The organism is Niallia sp. FSL M8-0099 (assembly GCF_038006945.1).
Taxonomy (GTDB): Bacteria; Bacillota; Bacilli; order Bacillales; family Cytobacillaceae; genus Niallia; species Niallia circulans.
Map to the genome: position 1 here is coordinate 1040830 of NZ_JBBOWF010000002.1, position 20827 is coordinate 1061656.

21 protein-coding genes, 1 pseudogene and 1 riboswitch are annotated in these 20827 nt (G+C 34.4%); of the genes and pseudogenes, 8 read left to right on the top strand and 14 right to left on the bottom strand.

The window, feature by feature from the left end:
* Positions 1 to 69: 69 nt before the first annotated feature.
* From NSQ92_RS19705 to NSQ92_RS19725, 5 genes are all read right to left on the bottom strand, one after another.
* Complete coding sequence (locus NSQ92_RS19705) at positions 70 to 909, bottom strand: endonuclease/exonuclease/phosphatase family protein (protein ID WP_047941950.1); 840 nt, start codon at positions 907 to 909, stop codon at positions 70 to 72.
* Positions 906 to 2549 (bottom strand): PTS transporter subunit IIBC, encoded by a 1644-nt coding sequence (locus tag NSQ92_RS19710; RefSeq protein ID WP_217275647.1) that lies wholly within the window; start codon positions 2547 to 2549, stop codon positions 906 to 908. The genes NSQ92_RS19705 and NSQ92_RS19710 overlap by 4 nt, the downstream gene beginning before the upstream one ends.
* A gap of 326 nt (positions 2550 to 2875) precedes the next feature.
* Positions 2876 to 3790 (bottom strand): ribokinase, encoded by a 915-nt coding sequence (gene rbsK / locus NSQ92_RS19715; RefSeq protein ID WP_341133092.1) that lies wholly within the window; start codon positions 3788 to 3790, stop codon positions 2876 to 2878.
* Positions 3791 to 3813: 23 nt separating this feature from the next.
* Positions 3814 to 4473, bottom strand: coding sequence for a ribulose-phosphate 3-epimerase (rpe, locus tag NSQ92_RS19720; RefSeq protein WP_341133093.1), 660 nt, complete (start codon positions 4471 to 4473; stop codon positions 3814 to 3816).
* Complete coding sequence (locus NSQ92_RS19725; protein WP_341153115.1) at positions 4466 to 5482, bottom strand: LacI family DNA-binding transcriptional regulator; 1017 nt, start codon at positions 5480 to 5482, stop codon at positions 4466 to 4468. Before NSQ92_RS19725 ends, rpe begins: the two co-directional genes overlap by 8 nt.
* Before the next feature lie 293 nt (positions 5483 to 5775).
* Between NSQ92_RS19725 and NSQ92_RS19730 the strand changes: the two genes are divergently transcribed.
* The 6 genes and pseudogenes from NSQ92_RS19730 to NSQ92_RS19755 all read left to right on the top strand — a co-directional run bounded on the left by NSQ92_RS19730 (position 5776) and on the right by NSQ92_RS19755 (position 11549).
* Positions 5776 to 7194 carry a PTS transporter subunit IIC gene (locus NSQ92_RS19730; protein WP_341153116.1) on the top strand — a complete coding sequence of 473 codons (1419 nt, stop codon included), beginning with the start codon at positions 5776 to 5778 and terminating at the stop codon, positions 7192 to 7194.
* 186 nt (positions 7195 to 7380) lie between these two features.
* Positions 7381 to 7602: pseudogene (locus NSQ92_RS19735) on the top strand (IS5/IS1182 family transposase); the annotation flags it as partial.
* A gap of 574 nt (positions 7603 to 8176) precedes the next feature.
* The gene (locus NSQ92_RS19740; protein WP_341153117.1) at positions 8177 to 8557 is read left to right on the top strand and encodes a hypothetical protein; all 381 of its coding nucleotides are present in this window, start codon (positions 8177 to 8179) and stop codon (positions 8555 to 8557) included.
* 91 nt (positions 8558 to 8648) lie between these two features.
* Positions 8649 to 9314, top strand: a complete 666-nt coding sequence (locus NSQ92_RS19745; protein WP_341153118.1) for a hypothetical protein — start codon at positions 8649 to 8651, stop codon at positions 9312 to 9314.
* A gap of 434 nt (positions 9315 to 9748) precedes the next feature.
* A riboswitch (purine riboswitch) is annotated at positions 9749 to 9850 on the top strand.
* A gap of 73 nt (positions 9851 to 9923) precedes the next feature.
* Entirely contained in the window at positions 9924 to 10997 is a 1074-nt protein-coding gene (locus NSQ92_RS19750; protein ID WP_341153119.1) for an NCS2 family permease, read from the top strand.
* Between the two features lie 18 nt (positions 10998 to 11015).
* Positions 11016 to 11549: a phosphoribosyltransferase family protein gene (locus NSQ92_RS19755; RefSeq protein ID WP_251689377.1), complete on the top strand. Its 534-nt coding sequence runs from the start codon at positions 11016 to 11018 to the stop codon at positions 11547 to 11549.
* A gap of 259 nt (positions 11550 to 11808) precedes the next feature.
* Here the strand turns inward: NSQ92_RS19755 and NSQ92_RS19760 are convergent, their stop codons facing one another.
* The 7 genes from NSQ92_RS19760 to NSQ92_RS19790 are packed head-to-tail and all read right to left on the bottom strand — an operon-like array spanning position 11809 to position 17578.
* The gene (locus NSQ92_RS19760) at positions 11809 to 13491 is read right to left on the bottom strand and encodes an Ig-like domain-containing protein (RefSeq protein ID WP_341153120.1); all 1683 of its coding nucleotides are present in this window, start codon (positions 13489 to 13491) and stop codon (positions 11809 to 11811) included.
* Positions 13440 to 14333 carry a tetratricopeptide repeat protein gene (locus tag NSQ92_RS19765; RefSeq protein WP_341153121.1) on the bottom strand — a complete coding sequence of 298 codons (894 nt, stop codon included), beginning with the start codon at positions 14331 to 14333 and terminating at the stop codon, positions 13440 to 13442. Before NSQ92_RS19765 ends, NSQ92_RS19760 begins: the two co-directional genes overlap by 52 nt.
* A gap of 6 nt (positions 14334 to 14339) precedes the next feature.
* On the bottom strand, positions 14340 to 14696 hold the full coding sequence (locus tag NSQ92_RS19770) for a hypothetical protein (RefSeq protein ID WP_144545774.1): 357 nt from the start codon (positions 14694 to 14696) through the stop codon (positions 14340 to 14342).
* Complete coding sequence (locus tag NSQ92_RS19775; protein WP_144545776.1) at positions 14693 to 15496, bottom strand: M48 family metallopeptidase; 804 nt, start codon at positions 15494 to 15496, stop codon at positions 14693 to 14695. Before NSQ92_RS19775 ends, NSQ92_RS19770 begins: the two co-directional genes overlap by 4 nt.
* 21 nt (positions 15497 to 15517) lie before the next feature.
* Positions 15518 to 15769 (bottom strand): hypothetical protein, encoded by a 252-nt coding sequence (locus NSQ92_RS19780; protein WP_144545778.1) that lies wholly within the window; start codon positions 15767 to 15769, stop codon positions 15518 to 15520.
* Position 15770: 1 nt separating this feature from the next.
* Positions 15771 to 16418 (bottom strand): hypothetical protein, encoded by a 648-nt coding sequence (locus NSQ92_RS19785; RefSeq protein ID WP_144545780.1) that lies wholly within the window; start codon positions 16416 to 16418, stop codon positions 15771 to 15773.
* Positions 16412 to 17578: an AAA family ATPase gene (locus NSQ92_RS19790; protein ID WP_144545782.1), complete on the bottom strand. Its 1167-nt coding sequence runs from the start codon at positions 17576 to 17578 to the stop codon at positions 16412 to 16414. Before NSQ92_RS19790 ends, NSQ92_RS19785 begins: the two co-directional genes overlap by 7 nt.
* A 356-nt stretch (positions 17579 to 17934) precedes the next feature.
* Here NSQ92_RS19790 and NSQ92_RS19795 point away from each other — a divergent pair, with 356 nt between their 5' ends.
* Complete coding sequence (locus NSQ92_RS19795; RefSeq protein ID WP_341153122.1) at positions 17935 to 18474, top strand: hypothetical protein; 540 nt, start codon at positions 17935 to 17937, stop codon at positions 18472 to 18474.
* 38 nt (positions 18475 to 18512) lie between these two features.
* Positions 18513 to 18758 (top strand): hypothetical protein, encoded by a 246-nt coding sequence (locus NSQ92_RS19800; RefSeq protein ID WP_144545784.1) that lies wholly within the window; start codon positions 18513 to 18515, stop codon positions 18756 to 18758.
* Positions 18759 to 19416: 658 nt separating this feature from the next.
* Here NSQ92_RS19800 and NSQ92_RS19805 read toward each other — a convergent pair.
* Positions 19417 to 20358 (bottom strand): sugar-binding transcriptional regulator, encoded by a 942-nt coding sequence (locus tag NSQ92_RS19805; protein WP_341153123.1) that lies wholly within the window; start codon positions 20356 to 20358, stop codon positions 19417 to 19419.
* An 82-nt stretch (positions 20359 to 20440) separates the two neighbouring features.
* On the bottom strand, positions 20441 to 20803 hold the full coding sequence (locus tag NSQ92_RS19810) for a PTS glucitol/sorbitol transporter subunit IIA (protein WP_341153124.1): 363 nt from the start codon (positions 20801 to 20803) through the stop codon (positions 20441 to 20443).
* Positions 20804 to 20827: the final 24 nt, after the last annotated feature.

Below are 20827 nucleotides of genomic sequence, written 5' to 3' on the forward strand. Positions count from 1 at the left end.
TTTAAATGTCCCTTGTAGAGAGACAGCGTCTTTTTATGGTGCCTGTCACCCTATCTGTCACCCTATCTGTCACCCTATCTCTACCTTAACCCCAAAATGATCAGACACAACCGGCGTGGTTCTTCCATCAAAAACAGTTTCATATGAGTAAACAGATAGATTAGAAGAAACAAAGATATAATCAATCCGAAGCAGATCACTATTATTCTCCCAGCCATCAATTTTCTTCTCCACAGTATGGCTGCCATTTTTGACCGTGGCATCTAGATAAGCATCCTTTAAATAAGGGTGCTTGGAAACAACACTATACCCTTCCTCTTCGATATGGGCAGGGTTATTAAAATCGCCCATCAACAAGATACATCCACCTGCCCGTGCTTCCGCTTCCCATGCTTCAACAAGCTTGTTCCATTCATACAAGAAAGGATAACTTTCGGTTTCATCCTGCCACCAAGATAGGTGCAATCCGTATACTAAATAGTTTCTTTCACTTGCTTGAAAACTAACTTCCAACGCTTTTCTTGTATGATAGTCTGTATAATCATCTTTGCGGGACAGCAATATCCCTCTTGCATTTGTTACTTTAAATCGAGTAAGAATGGCGATTCCTTCATCATATTGGTCGTAACCTATATGACTAGGAACCCAGCTCCAATAATATTCAAGCCCTTCTTTCTTCAGCTCCTGCTGGAGAAGAAAAGCAAAGTTATCTTTTTTAATTACCGTATCTTGATTGGGGGCAATGAAAAAAGAATCCACCTCTGCCTCCTCTGCATCCATCGATTGATTTACTTCCTGTAAGGAAATAACATCATAGGAATCAGCAAGCAATTGCTCCATGATTGCTTCCAGTTTTTCTAAAGGACTTTCTTCTATCCAGCTATGGGTATTTAATGTTAATAATTTCATTCACTTTGCTCCAAATAGTCATTAATGTCTGATTTCAGAATGTCAGCCTTTGGACCATAGATAGCTTGAACACCGCCATCCTTCTTAATTAAGCCCATTGCACCAGCTGCTTTCCATGACGATTCATCGCCTACTTTATCTAGCTCTTTTACGGAGACACGCAGTCTTGTCATACAGGCATCCACATCGGTAATATTAGCTTTTCCGCCTAATAAGTCGACAATTTCTAACACTTGGCTGTTAGTAGGACCAGCGTTCCCAGCTTCTGTGGTGTTAGAATCTGCATCACTTTCATAGTTACCATTACGACCTGGTGTTGAAAAATTAAATTTCTTAATCATGAAATTCGCAATAAAATAGCTCACTATAAAGAAGACAATACATACAATCACAAAGTTTAGGACGTCGCCTCCCAAGCCTGCTTTAAAAGCAATCGGCAAACGTGTAATCAGTTCTAAGTTTCCAAAGGAATGGAGCCGTAAATGGACAATATCCGCAGAGGCAAAAGCTAATCCTTGTAAAATAGCATAAACAACATAAAGTACAGGAGCAGCAAACATAAACATGAATTCTAATGGCTCTGTAACCCCTGTTAAGAAGACAGCGATGGCTGCGGAAAAAATCATTGATTTATATTTTTTCTTTTTATCCATATCCACATTTCGGTAGATTGCAACAGCGACTCCCATCAAAATTGCTGTCGCACCAATCATCTGCCCTACTTTAAAACGTGCTGGAGTAACAGATGAGAGCAGTTGGTTATATGCCGCAGTATCACCCGCATTTTGTAGATTCACTAAATCACTTGCCCATGCTAGCCAAAGTGGATCTTGTCCAAATACTTCCTTACCAGCCATCACACCAGACATAATCGTATATGTTCCACCTAGTGAGGTATAGTTAATTGGAATCGTTAACATATGGTGTAGACCAAATGGAATAAGTAGACGTTCAGCTGTACCATAGATAAAAGGCGCTAGGATTGGAGCGCTTTCACTTGAAGTCGCAATCCACAGTCCAAAATGGTTAATTCCCGTTTGAATCGTAGGCCAAATCACCGCAAGGATCAAGGAAACGATAACAGACCAAAGGATAACCACAAACGGTACAAATCGTTTTCCATTAAAGAAGGCCAGTGCATCTGGCAGCTTTCTGAAATTGTAATATTTATTATAGACAATTGCTCCGATAAAGCCAGAGATAATCCCCACGAAAACACCCATATTAAGTGCAGGCGCTTCCAATACACTTGTAAAATATCCTTCTACTAAAATTTTGGTTCCAAATAAAGTATGCGTAAATGCTCCTTCTTCAGATAGCATTTCATTTGTAACTCCAAAGATAGAGCCTGTAATTCTATTAATTAATAAGAAGGCAATTCCCGCAGCAAAGGCTCCTCCTGCTTTTTCCTTTGCCCACGAACCACCAATTGCTAAGGCAAATAAAATATGTAAATTACCAATAATCCCCCAGCCAATATTCTCTACAACGCTTCCAATTGTGATAAAAACAGAAGCATCGATCATGGCAATCAGCTTACCTAAACTAATCATGATTCCAGCTGCCGGCATAACAGCTACCACTACCATCAATGCTTTTCCGAATTTTTGCCAAAATTCAAATGACAACATTTTTTTCATTGTGTTCCCTCCTATTTCCAATTAAAACGTTTGCACTAAAACTTATCTTTGATTATAGTAATATATCTACCATTTTACAAGAAAAATATTTATAATATTAGTAATTAATTGTAAAAATAACGCAAACGATTGCATTAAAATAAAATCTCCGCAAGAGAAAATCTTTCTTCTAGAATGAATGATAAATAAATTGCGTCTGGTAATTTCACTGTCTATCTCTTATGGACAAAATAGACCGTTTGTCTTTTTATGGTGCCTGACACCCAAAAAATCCCCAACCAGTTATGGATGAGGATTTTATCAAGTTTTTTACCAAAACCAAAGCCTTACTTCACCAAATACCCTTCCACTTCACTCAATGTCGGGATTGCTTCTTGGCCACCACTCCGCGATACTTTTATTCCTGCTGCTACGCTTGCGAAATTAGCGGCTTTTACTAAATTATTCGTATCTAAATAGGCACTTGCAAGAGCACCTGCAAAACAATCGCCTGCTCCTACTGTATCCACTGCCTTCACTTTAATGGCGTCTACCACTGTTGCTTCTCCATTTTGGTAAACCAAGCTTCCCTGTTCTCCCATTTTGACAATGACATCAGGAATGCCTTTTTCATTTAGTTTTTTCGCTGCTTCTAGTGCCGTTTCTTCATTTACGACATCAATTCCAGTAATACGTTTTGTTTCCTGTTTATTTGGTGTTACTAAATCAGCATATTGAAAGGCTTCCTCAAAAATTCCATCAGCAGGTGCTGGATCTAAGATTACATACATTCCACGTTCTTTAGCAGCCTGCATCGCAGCGATAATAGATTCCTTGCTAGTTTCCAATTGAACTAGTAGAATTTTCGCATCTATTTTCGCGAATATCTTCTCAATATCTTCCTTTGATAGAGAATCATTTGCTCCCTTTGTTCCTACCATTGTGTTTTCACCTGAACTGTCAACAATCGCAACAAAGGTACCAGTGCCTGATTCTTCACTTTGCACAATATAACTAGTATCCACATTTTTTGCTTGTAGATTCTCAATCAATTGATTTCCTGCACTATCTTTTCCAACTGATCCAACTAGACAAGTTTTTTTGCCCAATTTCGCTACAGAGACAGCTTGGTTTGCTCCCTTCCCCCCTGGCAGCATCTTAATAGAATCACAAAACATCGTATCCCCATATGCTGGATACTTCGGTGCTTCTACAATTATATCCATATTAATACTGCCGACAACTACGATATCATAATTCATTTTAGCTTCCTCCAGTTGGTGTTTTAGTTAAATATTTCTCTTGTTAATCGAACATTTTCTTTCAATGAATGATTACTATTAAATACAGCACTTGTCCCTAATACATACATAGACGCACCATTTTCTTGGCATGTTGGAATGGTATTTTCTCCAATATTGCCGTCTACTTGGATCTCGATTTCACGATCATATTTCTTTATCTTTTCATTTAGTTTCGCGATCTTTTCATACATAGAAGGAATAAACTTTTGGCCGGCAAATCCTGGGTTTACAGTCATCACTACAACATAATCGATTAAGTCATATACTTGATCAAGAAATTCAAGCGAAGTTCCCGGATTTATCGCTACTCCTGCTTTTATTCCTTTTTCTTTAATTTTCATCAATACACTATGTAGAGCATTGGTTGATTCTTGATGGACAGAAATCATGTCTGCTCCACACTCTGCAAATAAGTCGATATGCCTTTCTGGCTCTTCTACCATTAAATGAATATCTAATGGGGTTGTTGTAAGTCTGCGAACCGTTTTCACAAAGTCTGGTCCTAATGTGAAATTAGGTACAAATTTTCCATCCATAATGTCAATATGATAAAAATCAACACCCGCTTTATCTAATTCTTTAATATTTTGTTCTAAATTCCCTAAGTCTGCACACATCAGAGATGGTCCGATTTTATTCATTAATACTTCCTCCATTAATTGTTGACGAATTTCTTATGACTAACTTTGGCTCCAATTCATATTGTTTCTGCTTATTCTTCGGATTTTTTATTAATTGGATTAATTCATTGACCGCTAATCTGCCAATATCTTCTTTGCACTGATCTACAGATGAAAGAGTTGGATACATATAGGAAGCAAGACTAATATTATCGTAGCCTACAATCTTCACTTCACTTGGTACTTTAATGCCAAACTCATGGCATGCACGCATAGCGCCAATAGCCATTGCATCGTTTGCACAGAAAATGCTATCGAATGAATGGTCATTTTGAATGAGAGCCTTTGTATTTTCATACCCACTTGCAGTTCCAAAATCGCCATAACATATATGCGTTTTGACAGGATGTCCCGCCTCGTTTAAAGCAAGCGTGAATCCAGTTAAACGATCAATCGCACTTTTCTCATTTTTAGGTCCGGATATAAACACAATATTATTACATTTTTCATCTCGAATAAGATGAGTAACTGCCAGCTGTGCACCTAAAGTGTGATCAACAGTTATGGCAGAGTATGGATGTTCAAAATTTGCACGGTCAATTGTAATTGTTCTAATTCCGCGTTTTTCCAATTCTGCTAAGTCACTTGCATCTACATGAAGCGAATTAATAATGGCGCCACTAACATAGTGGTCAATCATAGATTCTAGGTAATATTCCACTTTCATGCGATCATCATCACTATTGCATAAATACACATTATAACCGTTTTCATTTGCAACCTTTTCAATTTCCCTAACCAACTCAGGAAAAAAGGGATTATTCAATGTTGGGACAAGAAGCGCAATTAAATTGGAGCTTCCTTCCGAAAGACTTTTGGCTATTTTATTTGGTTTATAATTCAATTTCTTTATGACATTTTCTACATGCGTAATTGTTTCAGGCTTCGCGCCACCTTTATTATTAAGAACTCTTGATACAGTAGCAACAGAAACACCTGCTTCTTTCGCAACATCTTTGATTGTTATCATCTTAATCCCTCATTTACGTAACCGATTACTTATTTTCATTTAATCATTCAAAAAAAATAATGTCAACTGAAATTATATATTTTAAAAACTTACCGCTTTTTATCAATCCAGCGAAAAGGCTCTCCTATCAACGAAACCGGTTACTTCCCTTTCTCTCGTATTCTTTTAAAATTGCTTTTCCTTTAATAAACTAATTTAAATTAATAGTTGTACCTTTAAAAAAATTCTGTTATATTTTGAGTAACCGTTTACGGAACCGATTACGTAAATTTCATAAAAGGAAGGTAAGCCAAATGTTTTTTGAGAAATTAAATGATGCTTTTAATGGCTTTATTAATTTAGGAGGATCTGCCATGATGTTTATCATCATTACGATTCTTTCCTTAATCGTTGGCGTTTCTATCTCGAAAGCAATTGAAGGCGGCCTAAGAATGGCCATTGCCTTAACGGGTATGGGATCAATTATTTCTTTGCTTACTACTGCTTTTTCACCAGCACTAAATAGTTTTGTAGAATCTACGGGAGTTGCTTTATCTGTTACAGATTTAGGATGGGCTCCACTCGCTGTCATCACATGGGGATCTGTTTACACACTCTACTTCGCTTTTATATGCCTTTTAGTAAACGTATTCATGTTGATCGCCAAGAAAACAACAACCTTAAACGTAGATTTATTTAATATTTGGAATCTCTCTGTCATTGGTCTTCTTACTATGTATTATTCTAACGATAATCTAATTCTTACGACATTATTCGTAGCTTTTATTTACGCATTAATGCTTATCAATGCAGATGTAATGAAGCCTACAATCAATGAGCTTTTAGGATATGATCAAAACAACATTACAACAACCGCTCATCCATCCTTACTAATCGCACCACTTGTTATGGTGTTAAACAAGTTTATTGATATATGCTTACCGTTTATTGATAAATTTGACTTTAATGCAGAAGCATTAAATAAAAAAATTGGTTTCTGGGGCAGTAATTTCGCAATTGGTGCCTACTTAGGGATATTCATCGGTATTCTTGGACAATTGTCGGTCGCAGAAATTTTCACCTTAGCCTTTACTGGTGCTGTTGCCCTTGAACTATTTGCATTAGTTGGCAGTTGGTTCGGCCCAGCTATTGGTCCTTTATCCGAAGGTATTACATCGAAAATGAGTAAGCGTTTTAAAGGCCGGAAATTATTGATAGGAATCGACTGGCCAATCCTGGCGACACGCGCAGAACTATGGGCAGTAGCGAATATTTTAGCACCAATCTTGCTGCTAGTCGCTATCTTTCTTCCCGGCAATACAGTCCTTCCATTAGGAGGAATTCTGCTTACTGTATTAGCCCCAGCCCTTCTAATCGTGACAAAGGGAAGAGTGGTGCGCATGACCATTATTGGAACCATTTTAATTCCTTTATTCTTATGGGGAGCAACTTTTATTGCTAAATTCGTGACAGAAACATCTAAAGCTATGGGGAATTTCCCTAATGGACTGGCTGCTGACGCCCTGTTCTCTTCCGTGGACTCTGATCCAATTGAAAAAATGCTAGCTATTCTATTTGGGAAAGCTGTCGATACATGGGATATCAAATTAATAGGATTCTCCGTGTTAGCGCTTATCGCTTATATCCTGTTATTCGGCTGGTACTTTAAACAAATGAGAAAAGAAAATAAGAAAATGGAATTGAAACAAAATACAGATAAGAAAGTATCATAAACAAGGGAATGAAAAATTTGCAAAGGCTGGGATTAAATCCACCTTTAACATGAAAAAACCGGCGGAAATTTTACGACAAGTAAAATTTCACCGGTTTTGATTATTTTTACAATAAAAATAAGGGCAACTTCTGAAAAATTAAGTTACCACACAAAATCTAATCAGAAAGAAGTGTCCTTATATATCATGAATCAACTCGCTTTACCTTTAAAACTAGAAGTAAAGTTACAAAATAATGATATTGCCTTTTATGTCCATCATTTAGTGGAAAGTTTCCCTCAAGAAACGTTTGAACCATTTTTTCAAAATGAAGGTTGTCCTGCCTATCATCCACGCATGAAGCTTAAAATTATTCTATGCACCTTACTCTCAATCTGTCTTATGGGACATAAAATTGAGGATCTAGTAATATTCAATATATTCACTTTTGTTATTACTTTGCCCAAGATTGTTGAAATCTGATTTCAATATAATAGAGATACTGTTTTATCAAGTTAGATATACTAGAGTAATTTAGTATTTAATGCAGAATTTGTAAGAATATAGTCTCTTATTTAAATAGAGGATTATATTTCAAGAGATTTGCAATTTTTAAAAGGTTAGACGCAATGATAAACTGTGAAGTAAATTTAAGGAGGGATAATGATGATGATAGAACGGCATAAAGGAAAAAGCAGATTATACTATTACAAAAAAGGAATATTATAATAGTTTAAATGGAAAAAAATATGAAGTAACAAATGAAAATCGAAATCAAATAAACGAACTGATTGAAAAAGATATCGCTAAATATAATAAAGAAAATAACATACCTATTAGCAATACAAAGACTTCATTAGCTAGTATTAATTCTTATGATAACGGAGATTATTATAATGATGATAAATTATCAGTTTCTGCATTTGTAGATAAGTCTTCAAGTAATGCAACTGAGTATTCATATCGTGCATTTTTAAATTTCACTTGGTCTGATTATGCTGATTTGCAGTGGACAGATAATGTCGCTATTGCCTGGGATAATAGATTTATTGGGGTTACAAATTCTCTAGATGGGTTTTATTCTTACCTTCATGTATTTAACAATAATTATGTCAGCGCTAAAATGGATACCTCACAAAATCTGTATGGTATAAGTGGGAAGTTCTTATTACCTAATACATACTTTATGACTGGTGGACTTAGTCAAGATATAAAAGTTCCCGTTAAATTTAAAAATGAGACTGGAAAATTTCAAGCTAAGTATATTCATTCATTAATTCCTTTCACTGGAGCCGTAAGTATTGGAAAGGCGTCTGTAAATGTACCTACTGGTTGGTTATGTCAAGAGTTTGTATTAGATTTTAATATTAAAATTGGTAATTAACAAATAATTTTCTTACACACAATTTATAGGTTTTATTTTTTCAGAGATTAAACTTGAGACTAATAAAGTATTTAAAAGGAAAGGAGGATTTATGTATTTAATTATAGCCAGCTCCATCTATTTCCTTCTATGTACTTCTGTTTTTATTCTTCAGAAGAAAAAAAGTTCTATTCTTTTTTTGAAGCTAACATTCATATACATTATTACATTTGTTTCGTTTAAAACAGAATCTATTACTATACCAATAGGAATAATACTTGGAATAATCTTTCTATTCTTAGTCAAAAAGGATAAAAAAATAGTGCTTTTCTCATTAATTTTTGGGATTTTAACTAGCACTTTGCTTCATTTTTTTATTCCTCCTATTTCGATAGACCATCTCGCCGAATCTACGGAAGTTTATGAAGTGGTGAAGAAATTTAATGAAGTAGAATATGTTAAAACGTTCTTAGAAAAAGAAGAAATACAATTAGATATTAAAAAATTTGTAGATAGTGATTTAGATATTCCTTATTTCATGCTAGTCTCTTATATTCTTATCGATAATGGTGTTACTGTTAATGGAAGAGAAGAGCTTATGTCTACTCCTCATGAAAGACATTTATCAGGTACTAAAATAACAACAAAAGACAAGGCAGAAGAAATATATTTGAATTATAATGGAATAGATTACATTGGTCTCTTTGAATACTCAAAAAAAGAACCCTATTTAAAAGTAGTAGTAAGAGGCAGTGTTAAGCAAGGATTGGTAGATTAATGGTGTAATATTTATAAGGGCGCTAATCCAAGAAGGACTAGCGCCCGATCTATTATATCTTTTTTATCCTATATAAAGTTAGTAGACTTAATAATTACCATTTGGTCCTATAGATTTATATTTTGATAAGACTAGGACCAACCTCTCCGCAGAAATGAAAGGTGGTGAAATTTTACGAAGAGGAAAATTGATATGCTTCCTGTCAAATAGACCAATTGATTTCCTGCTATAAAGGATTAGTGTACTTAATTATTATTTTTAACGGCCTAATTCAACCATATCAATACAGATATGAGATTTTTCATAACAATATTTGAGTCCATTATTCGAACTACTGTATTCATCCTTCAGCAGATTCTACTGCCAAAAGAAGTCCTCATCTTCTATTTATTCAATATTTTTATTCAAAATACGAACTTTTTAAGTTACAATGTAAATATTGTACGTAAATAACCCGTATAATCCCGGTAATATGGTCTGGGAGTCTCTACAGAGTGGCCCTAAATCACTCTACTATGGACGGAAAATTTCTTTTTCTAGAAACCGTTCTACTTTGCTGAACGGTTTTTTTCTATAGGACATTGCGGGAAATAGTAAAGGAGAAGGAAAATGGAAGATATACTAAAAGACATACTAGCAGCATTAAGTGTTGTATTAAATGGATTGCCCCAAGGGTTACTGGCACTATCTTTTGGCTTTGCGTCCGTTCCAACTGCGCTTGCCTTTCTCATAGGTGCTGCTGGGAATAGCTTAACAAGCAATGTTGCCGTTATTTCCTTTCAGGCGGAAACCATAACAGTTGCAGGAACAATGGGGAAAAATATGCACGAACGGCTCTCTTCCATCTTTTTTGGTGCCTTTTTATTAGTTATTATAGGTGTTTTTGGATTGATGGAACAAATCGTTGCCTGGATTGGTCCTGTTATTACAAACGGGATGATGGCTGGTGTTGGTTTTATGCTTGCAAAGGTTGCCTGGGATATGGCAAAAAACGATCGATTGATTGGGGTCACTTCATTCGCTAGTGCCTTATTAACCTATATTATTTCAAAAGACTTAGTATATACCATCACTGTTTCTGTGCTGCTTTCTAGCATTGTCTATCATTTCACTAAAAAAGAATCTGCCACTGTAACAAATATGCTAACAGAAGATAAATTTAAGCTCCAAAAGTTTATTCTCAACCCTTCTGTTATTCGCGGGGCACTCGCTCTTGTTTGTTTGAATATTGGTGCTAATATTGCCTTTGGAAAAATCAATGGAGAAATCGCCGGAGCAAATGTAAATATTGACACGCTAACGATTATTAGTAGTTTAGCAGATATGGTCTCTTCTTTATTTGGCGGAGGACCTGTGGAAATCATTATTTCTGCGACTGCTTCTGCTCCCCATGCAGTATGGGCAGGTGTTCTAACAATGGCCATCATGGCAGCGATCCTGTTCTTCAAACTTTTGCCGAAGATTGGAAAATATGTACCTAGTTCATCCATTGCCGGTTTCCTTTTCGTCTTAGGTGCGATTGTGACATTACCAGGCAATGCAACAGCCGCACTAACTGGTACAGAAGCTAGTTCCCCTATTGTTGGAGCCATTACTATCATCGTAACAGCCATTGCCGATCCATTTTTAGGGTTATTAGCTGGCGTTGTGATGGAATTTTTACTAGGACTCTTTGGAGTTTAAGAAAAAGGAGAATTTATGATGGAGACTTATTCACTAACTGTTGCCGGAGTAAAAAGAAAGTTACCGATTATCCCAATTTCAAATGATTTAAAGATTGCAAGCTTTGTTATTTTAGGCGATACAGAAATCGTTGTTGCAGCCGCTTCCCTCTTAGCAGAGCAATTGAAAGACATCGATTATTTAGTAACAGCTGAGGCAAAAGGAATTCCCCTCGTCCATGAACTATCGAAACAACTAAACATGCCAGAATATATTGTTGCTCGCAAAAGTGTAAAACCCTATATGGACGAACCACTAATTAATCAAGTCGTGTCCATTACCACACAAAAAGAACAATTACTCTGTTTAGATGGAAAAGACGCCGCCAAGATTAAAGGAAAACGCATTGCCATAATTGATGATGTCATTAGCACCGGGGAATCGATACGAGTACTCGAGGAACTAGTTACCAAAGCAGGAGGAATCGTTGTTTCCAAAGCTGCCATTCTTGCTGAAGGAGATGCTGCCGAAAGAGATGATATCGTTTATTTAGAGAAGTTGCCTGTGTTTTAATAGGTAGAGTTTCAGGGGGGACAGTCTTATAAGAGGTATGAAAGTAGGAGATAATTTTTGCTTCCTCTCCTCTTATTGTCTTGCCTCTCTAGAAGAATTGATTATATGGTATGATTTTCATTACTAATCATTTAAATTCGAATAAAAATCGTCCCTTTCAAAAAGTTGGTCTAGCCACTTACTTTTTTCACAAAAAGGGACGATTTTTTATAATAAATGCAAAAGATATACCTTAACACTTAGCACTATTTCAATTCATTTAATCTGGTAAGTCTATATTTGAATAGCGGTCAAGATATAATGGTTCAATTTCACTTTTGCTAATTTTTTCGAAGTGCTCTGTTAAATAACCTTCATTATCATATGTTATTCCACCAACTCCTCCACCATGTCGATGCTTTACAGTAATAGAGTTTTCAGTATTAAATAGAATGTTAACCTTATTAAACATTATATTATTCTCGTTAATCATAATTTGATCAATATATGCAACTTCTGTTTCCCCAGAATTATATTGTGTTTCAAAATCTATTCTCCAAAAATCTGGTGTCCCAGCTTCATAAATAAATAGATAACGATTATCATGTGTCTCATTTCCTAATTCATCTGTCCGCTTCCAATAACCAATTAAATTATTTATTATTTCACGTCTTTGATCATTTAATAATTCTTCTTCTTGATCTAAAGTATCCTCCTCTTCCATTTCATCTATATCATTTTCTTGATCAGAAGGGGTATGAACAGAAACAGTTTCTTGCTCACTTCGAACGCCATGTATAATAGAAACAACATTGAATGTATAGGTTGTATTAGAGCTAACATAATTACTTTCAAATGAAGTATCGGTTGTTTCCATAATAGAAGGTTCTTGGCCATCTACATTCATTTCAATTTCATATGTTATTTCTCCATCTGTTTCATAATCTGAATTCCATTCTAATTGAATGCTTCCATAATATTCATCATATTTAGCAGTTAAGTTACTTACTTTATTTGGTGTGACGGTCACAAGTACGGTATGCTCCACCCCACTTATGGAAGTGATGGTAATCTCAGTCTCTCCATAGCCTAAAGCTTGAATTTCTCCTGTTTCATCAATGGTTGCTACAGATGTATCCGACGACAAGTAACTTAATTCCCATGTTTCTTCCCCAGCAGGCTCCGCTATTAACGTTGGACTTAGCGTATAAGTTTCTCCTAATTCTAACGAGATATCACTTACTTCTAATTGAATCGCATTAAGCTTAGCTTTTACCTCAATCTCTTTCATATCCGTGTATCCATTTGCATCTACCGTTATTGTTGCTACTCCCACTCCATACGCTTGGATGTTACCATTTTCATCAACCTCAGCAACACTTGGATCACTTGATGAATATTTAATATCTGGTACCACTTCACTGTAGTCCGATTCTATATGTACTGACAAGCTAGTTGAATCGCCAACTTCTAATATAGGGTTTAATACTTCCATAGTAAAGGATACTACAGATGGTTTTACTACTGAAATCTCTCGAGTAGCTTGCACCTTTCCTCCTACTATCAGTTGAACTTGGGTTGTCCCCTCTTTAAGTCCTTTAATATTACCATTCGTATCTATCTCTGCTATCGCAGGTTCAATAATTTCCAATTTGTAATCTAGTTCTTTCGCATAGAAAGGAAAGTACTGAAAATCTTCTTGGGCGTGTACTGTTTCTCCAACAAATAATTCCTCGCTGTCCATTGCAATGCTGGCATTAATAATCATTGGTTTAATAGTTCCATTCTTAAACAATATAAATTGTCCTACAATTAATAGGATAATTAAAATAGTAAAGGTAGTTATAAAAGACTTTAACAACAGTAAATAAATTCTTCTATTTCGATTATCCGGAGGAATAAATGTAGGCTTTAATTTCTGTGCCGTTTTAAAATGTTGATGTGCACGGAAATACTTACCCATCTCATCATAAATTTCCCCTTTAAATAAATCGCTTTTGCTTCAGATGGTCGATAAGATAAAATTGAGTCAAGAACGGATATTGCTACATCATATTTTTCATCTTTCATTAACAATTCTGTCTTTAGGTAAAGAAGTTCCAGATTATTCGGGAACTTCTTTAGTCCTTTATCTATCCATTTTATTGCCCCATTGTTCTGTTTTTGTTGTAAGAAAAAATGAACGATTTCAATAAAAACAGCTTCTTTAGCTAATGGTAGGCTTGCTGCCTTTTCGTAATAAGATATCGCCTCGTTATAAAGATTTTTATCACGGAAAATCTGAGCTTTAAGCAAATAAGAGTCCACATCTTCCTTATATTTGTCCTCAATCACTGAAATACATTCAAGCGCATCTGTGTATTGTTGGCTCTCCTTAAAAAACTGAGCAAATTGGATTAATTTATCTCTTGATGTATCAGTACTAGCCCTAGAAATAGTAATTAATACAACAGGAATCTGGTTAAAGGAAAGTATGTCTTTTATGTTCTTCGCATTATTTTTGTTTAATACATTTAATACTCTATAAAAATCTTCTAATGACAAGTACCTATATTGAGAGTAAATATGCTTTTCGATAAACTCGATAGCTTCAGAATTTATCCCAATAGCTTCATACACCTTTATTTTTTCAAAAATATACTTATTTTTCTTATTGTGTGGAGAATATTCGATTGCTTTATCCATAGCATGCAAAGCATCCGTATATTTACGCTTCTTTAAAAAATCTTCTGCTCTTTGCACATATAAATTGGGATCACGATCTTCCACCTCTGTAACAGTTTGACTGACAATCTTAAAGGCCATTTAATTTCATCCTTTATATTCAAATTCTTGAACTATCGATCCCTTAGATTGAATTTCTTTTAGAACGCTTTGATCAATTTCATACACATGCTCCTCAGCCACAATATCTGTTTTCACATAATGTGTATCTAACGGGGTCTTTTTTGTATAAATAGTAGCCGTATTTCGTACCTTATCCATTACCCTATCAATCTTAGAAACAGCTCGGTGCATAGCTTGTCTTGCTTTATAGCCAAATACTTTCTCTACAGCATCTGCCGCCACTTGATTTAGCCATTGGCGTATTTCGTCCCAGAATGTAACAAGAAATCCAGCTGCAACTCCTCCTAACAAAACCCAACCTAACGCTAATAAAAAACTCATTGTTTATCCTCCTTTTTTATCTCCTCTTTAGCTAGTAAAGCCTTTTCAGAGGTTGAATATGCTAATAAATTTTTAATTCGAAATGGCCCATATGGAAATTGCTCATCACTTTTTGTTGCTTCATAAACTTCGTCATGCAATCCATTGATTGCCTCACCTTGCTTTATATATTCCAATAGATTCATATTTTCTGCTAAAATGACACTATTTAATACACATTTTAAAATTGCCTTTATTGATGCCTCAATATCCATACAAACAATATAACCAAAGCAATCCGCGGAATAGTTAGAAATACGGCTCCAACGGTAATATATTACCTTTGCTGCATCTTCTGCAATCCCCTCTGAAAAAGGCAAATATCCTTTCCCTAATAATTGAAGTGATTGTTCTAATAAAATCCGATAATATGTATGTTTATACTGGATTTGATACATCTCTCTTGCAAGCATAAATTCAATTTCATTCTCAGAAAAATCACGAAGCAAGGATGCGGATATTTCAATCCATGGCTTTTCTATCCCTTTGCTTTCCATTCCATAATAAAAATCCTCATATACAAATAGATCGGGGATATTCAGCTGTGTTTTCCCTTCTATATTTTTGGCAATTTGATAGATTTCAGGAAACTGATTTGCGGTTACTTTTACTGTTTTCCCTAACAGATCAGGGCGTCTTTTTTTTTCTTCAAAAAGTATATAATTCTCTCTTAATTGTTCCTTAAAATTTATTGCTTTCAACATTTCATCTAGTACAGTAGCTTCTAATGGATGCGAAAACAAGTATTGTTGATTATTCATACAACTCCTCCAAGCGTTTATTCAAAATGGAGCAATTCTATCAGAGACACCGTTACTCCCAAAATAAGTCATCTTATTACCCGTTTTAAAACCTGTACTGATGGATTGCCCTTTATTATTTAATCTCGTTGTCATACCATTGTTACGAAAAGTTACTCCTCCTTTAGATGAATTTATGTATTGAGTCATACTCATTTTGTTATCTCCGCTTCCAAGCGTAAGTCTAACAGAAGATAAACTACCATCCTTTTTTCTGAACTGGGTTGTTTCCAACTTAATCATCACCTAACAAATCTAGAATTTTTTGGTGTATCTTTCCTTGATCCCTCATTCCTAAATCCTCATACGTTTGTAACAGTAATTGATGCACTTCTCGATCATCTGGACGTTTCTCTGTGGCAATCCTTAAAAACTTAATTGCTTTCTCTATTTGATTGTATCTTAGTAAAAGTACACCATATATCTTATTTATTAAAAAATGGTCCAATGGATCTTGATGTAGCATAAAATATTTTTCGAAAAGGTCAAGGGCATCCTTCTCTCTATTCTGCTTAAAATGATAAAGCGCCTCTAAACAAAGGCAAAAGTCTGTTTTTTGATTTTGTACTAACTGAATAGCAAATTCAATACTATTCATACTATTTGATGAAAGAAAAGCGATATATAAATGAATATCATCTTTTTGTTCTAAAAGGGTCGCAATTTTTTGTTTCGTATAATCATCCTTGTTTGCCGATAGTAGAAGTACATCGATTTGGTTATCTAATTTTGCATACTCAATTTTTAATCCTTCTATTTTCTTACTAATATATCCATCATCCAAAAAACCTGCTTCATCTAATATATCGTAGTGTTGATTCGTGAATTTTTTGATGGTTGCAAGTCTTGTATTTTGGTAAGTTCGAATAATTTTATTTAACATCTTGAAGGCAACCTTTCCATTTCTTGCTTATATTGCTCTTCTGTAATTAATTCTGATTTAACCGTTATATTTTTTCCCTCATCATACCTTGCCTGAATATAAGAATAAGCGTCATCAAAGTCTACGGAATTGAGTGTATCTTCCCCACGATCCAAGCAATTAACTGCTGCATATAACACAATATCCTTAATATCCGCACCAGAAATCTGTTCATACCTTTTAGCAAGCCATTCAGCAGTAATTCCTTTTTTTAGTGGTAAGGAACTAGGTAAATGTGTTTTCCAAATTTGTTCCCTTCCTTTACAGTCTGGTAAGGTAAACTCTATATTTGCAAGAATTCTTCTTTTAAAAGCTTGGTCATAATTTGTAATTAAATTAGTTGTAAATATTACAACACCTGTAAATTTCTCCAATTCCATTAACATTACGCTACGCGTAACATTTACTCCATAATCTGCAGATTGAGTAACATTAATCAATCTTTTTCCCAGAAATGAATCAGCTTCATCAAAGATAAGAACAGCACCTTCTTTTGATGCAGCTTCAAAGCATCTCTGAATATTCTTTGGTGTTTCTCCAACATATTTTGATTCTAATTGGGCATAGTTAACACGGATAACTTTTTTCCCAAGATAGGTTGCAATTGCTTCTGCCGCCATACTTTTCCCAGTTCCTGGCTTCCCATAAAAATTAAGAATAGTAGCTCGTCCTTCTTTTAATACAGAGCCAAGTCCCCAATCTTCACGTAGCTTCTCTACATGTTTTTCCATTGTTAACACTTTTAAGACCTGCTTTTTAGAAGAATTAGGCAAGAATACTTCATTTAAAGAATAACGTGGGTTAGAAACCCTCTCAGTAAGATCATTTTTACTATCTACTGTTTCCTCATTATTTTTAATAGATTGATGAGAAAATACAATGTGAGAAGGAATCGGATTATACTTTGTGGAATTATTCATAAGCACTTTAAGGAATTCCTCAGCCGTCTTTTGAATCACTTCTTCATCCAATAAAATTTTCTTTCCTTCCATTTCTCCATATTGTGCATCTAAAAAATCAATATGAACCTTTTTTTCATTCACATTAAATACCTTCGTTAACTTTTTCTTTTCAATATTTTTCACTTGATTGGAATTCTCTTTACCACGAAATAAAGCCATTCTCCCACCTCTAATACAAATTTACTATTATATTTTGAATTAATATGAATATATATTACCACATTCAGTACCCTTAAACTGTATTTTTTAGGATATATTACCGATGTGTAATGATAAATTGATTTAGAATTTTACTGTAACATCATTAAGTAGCTATCTAAATAAAATAAAGAGTTAAAGAAGGAAAATAATAGATAGGTGATTGATATTCTTTGATTATTCGTAATTTATTTATTATTGCATATTAAAAACTATAATAATAATCCGATAATATTTTAAAAGAAAAAAGAGACTTCTAGATGGTTTTCATTTGGGTAGGAAATGGGGTTTCATTTATTATTAACAGGAGGTAAACTTTGAATAAATTAATTAGCTTTGGTAGAAAGATAATTCAAAAGTCTAAACATTTACAAGAAACAGCATTGCAAATAATAAAACAAAATTGGAGCAAAGTAATCCAGGAGATAATCACCTTCTTTTTAATAGGTTTTGTTGGTATTGGAGTAACTTTGGGACTATCCTTTTTGTTTAAGCCTTTAATAGATGTTTTTATTGGAGCATATGTATTAATTTTAATGACTTATTTTACAATTAAACTTTTAGTTTTTGTTTCTTGGATATTTTTTCTGCAAGAGAGAAAAAACTTCAAAAAACTGTTAAAAAGTAGAAATCAAAATAAAGGATCTTTGTTTGATACTCTTACTATGACAAACCAAACAGATCTATTTTTCTTTGAACTATTAGATGATGATCAAAAGGGCAATATACACGATAATATGACAGAGATAAAAGGCAAGATTATAAATAAATTAGGTCACGATATATATGATTATCATAGATTCTTAGGTTATTTAAATTTGCAAATTAAGAACAATATTTTAGCAAAAAGGGTTTAAAAACTGCATCAGTATTGGTTGGGGTTACATCTGCACTTTTGACAAGAGTGATAACTAGTGACTCAGGTATTAACCGCATAAATGAATTATTCTTTTCTAAAGATAATAATAATTTTGAAGTAATAAGAAATATGTTTGATGTTTCAAGTATTATAATAGTGATATTACTTATAATAATATTTATGTATTTTGAAATGTCAAAAGAAAATAGAAGAATTGAATTTATGAAAATGATATTAGAATCAATAATTAAAGAAAAAGAGAATGATAATCAAATAGCCTGACATTTGTGTATAGCAATATCTATTGGCAAAGTATCCGCAAGTGCCCTAAATCCTACCGCATTCTAGCGGAAGGAGATGCAGAAGGACGGTACTTAGGAGGGCATTGACCTCATAAGTACAATCCCCATGCTCCCTTCTACTTAATTTCCTGCTCTTTTATTCTGAAAAATGTCAATTGTTCCAGCATTATTGTAGAAGTTCTTATTCCTTCAATGAGTACTCCATCGATTGAGTGTTTCTGTTTACTTCTTTAAAAGTCGAAAATCGTATAGCAAGGTTTTTAAGGATATATATAGTATTTACCTGATGAAGTAAGGGCGGCAGTTGAAGACAAACTATTTTCCACCTGCATATGGAATGAAGAAGAGAATTTAGATCAAGACACGGTGGCAATTGGAAATTGATAAGCAATTAGAGGAATTAAAAAATCGTGTAATACAAACAGCCATTGGGACAAACATTGTTCTAATGGCTGTTCATCATTTTATTCACTTTAAAAATAGTGCCCGAAACTCAACAATACTCACCTTAAAATAAACATTAACGATTAATGAAAAAACCGCGTTTATGCTCCATATCCATCAACTTATCAAAGACAACAATGATGCTCCTAAAGAAGAGGGGGATCTATAATTTTAAACCATCCCCTCTCATCCCCTCAGCACTCTAATAATCTTGTAGCAATGGTATCGGTGGTAACTAGTACATTGATTAATTTATTATTTACTGCTACTTGGATTGCGTTGAATTTTTCTTCGCCATAGGCAATGGTCATTACTGTTGGTATGGATTGAATTTCTTTTAAATTGATTCCTAGAACATGATGATTAATGGTGCAGTCTACTTCTTTACCAGATTGGTCAAAAAAGCGGGAATTAATGTCACCGATGACGTTATTTTCTTCAATTTCCTTTAAGTCATTTTGATTGAGGTAACCAATTCTCACCATTGTACTTTCCTTAAATGAGCTAGAAATTCCCACAAGTGCAATATCTACTTTTTTGCTTTCCTCAAAAACGGCATGGATTGTCGGGTTCTCTTGGAGGTCTTTTTTAATCTGTTCATTAGAAACTAATGCTGGGGCGTATAAATATTTCGCTTTTGCTCTCATCTTTCTTGCCAGGTCAAAACATAGCTGATTTGAATGAATATCTATATAGTCATCACCCATTCCACCTATTAAAGGAAATACAGTAAGGTTGGATTGGTTCGTGTATGGATAATGATTTACGAGCCCTCTCAGTGATTCTCCCCATGAAATACCGATTGAATTTACATGTTTAGATATTTCCTTTAAATATAAAGCTGCCTCTCTACTAATCGTTTTACTTACTTCATTATTCTCGACTTCCGAGGTATCTATAACGATTGCACGCTTCAGGTTATATTTAATTTCTAGTTTTCTTTCTAAATTCACTGTATAGGCATTTTTACTATTAATAATAATTTCTACAATACCCGCTTTTTTAGCATCAAGTAGGATTTTGGAAATCAATGACCGGGATACGCCAATTTTCCTCGCAATTTCCGCCTGTGTCATTCCTTCTTCATAGTACATTGTAGCTACTCTAACGAATTCCTTTTCTTCTAGTTGATTCATAGAATAGATCCTCCAACTAATTCTTTTATGATGTAAATATACCATAATGTAGGAAGGCCTAACAACACAGGCATAGAGGAACCTAATTATAAAAACGGATGGTATCCCCCTGATTTAATGTTGGATAAATTTTTGGTTCAGCCAATATTGCACCTGGCAAAATTTCATTTTTATCCATGCTAAAGTAAATAGAAATGTGTCCTAATTCAGTAAAATTCTTATTAGCGGCAGCTCCGACTTGGGTAATCGTATAAGTCTGATTTTCATTACCCACCATAAATTTCGTTCCCACCTTAAGGACTATATTAGGTTTAGTGACAAATTCATGAATGACAGAAATTGATTTTAACTCTGCTGTAGCCGTTGGTCCAAATAAAATCAAGACCATTTCTTCTGCAAATGAGGGAACTAATTCACCAATTTCGACTATTTTACTTTCGATCACCTAAAATCTCCTCCCATGATAAAA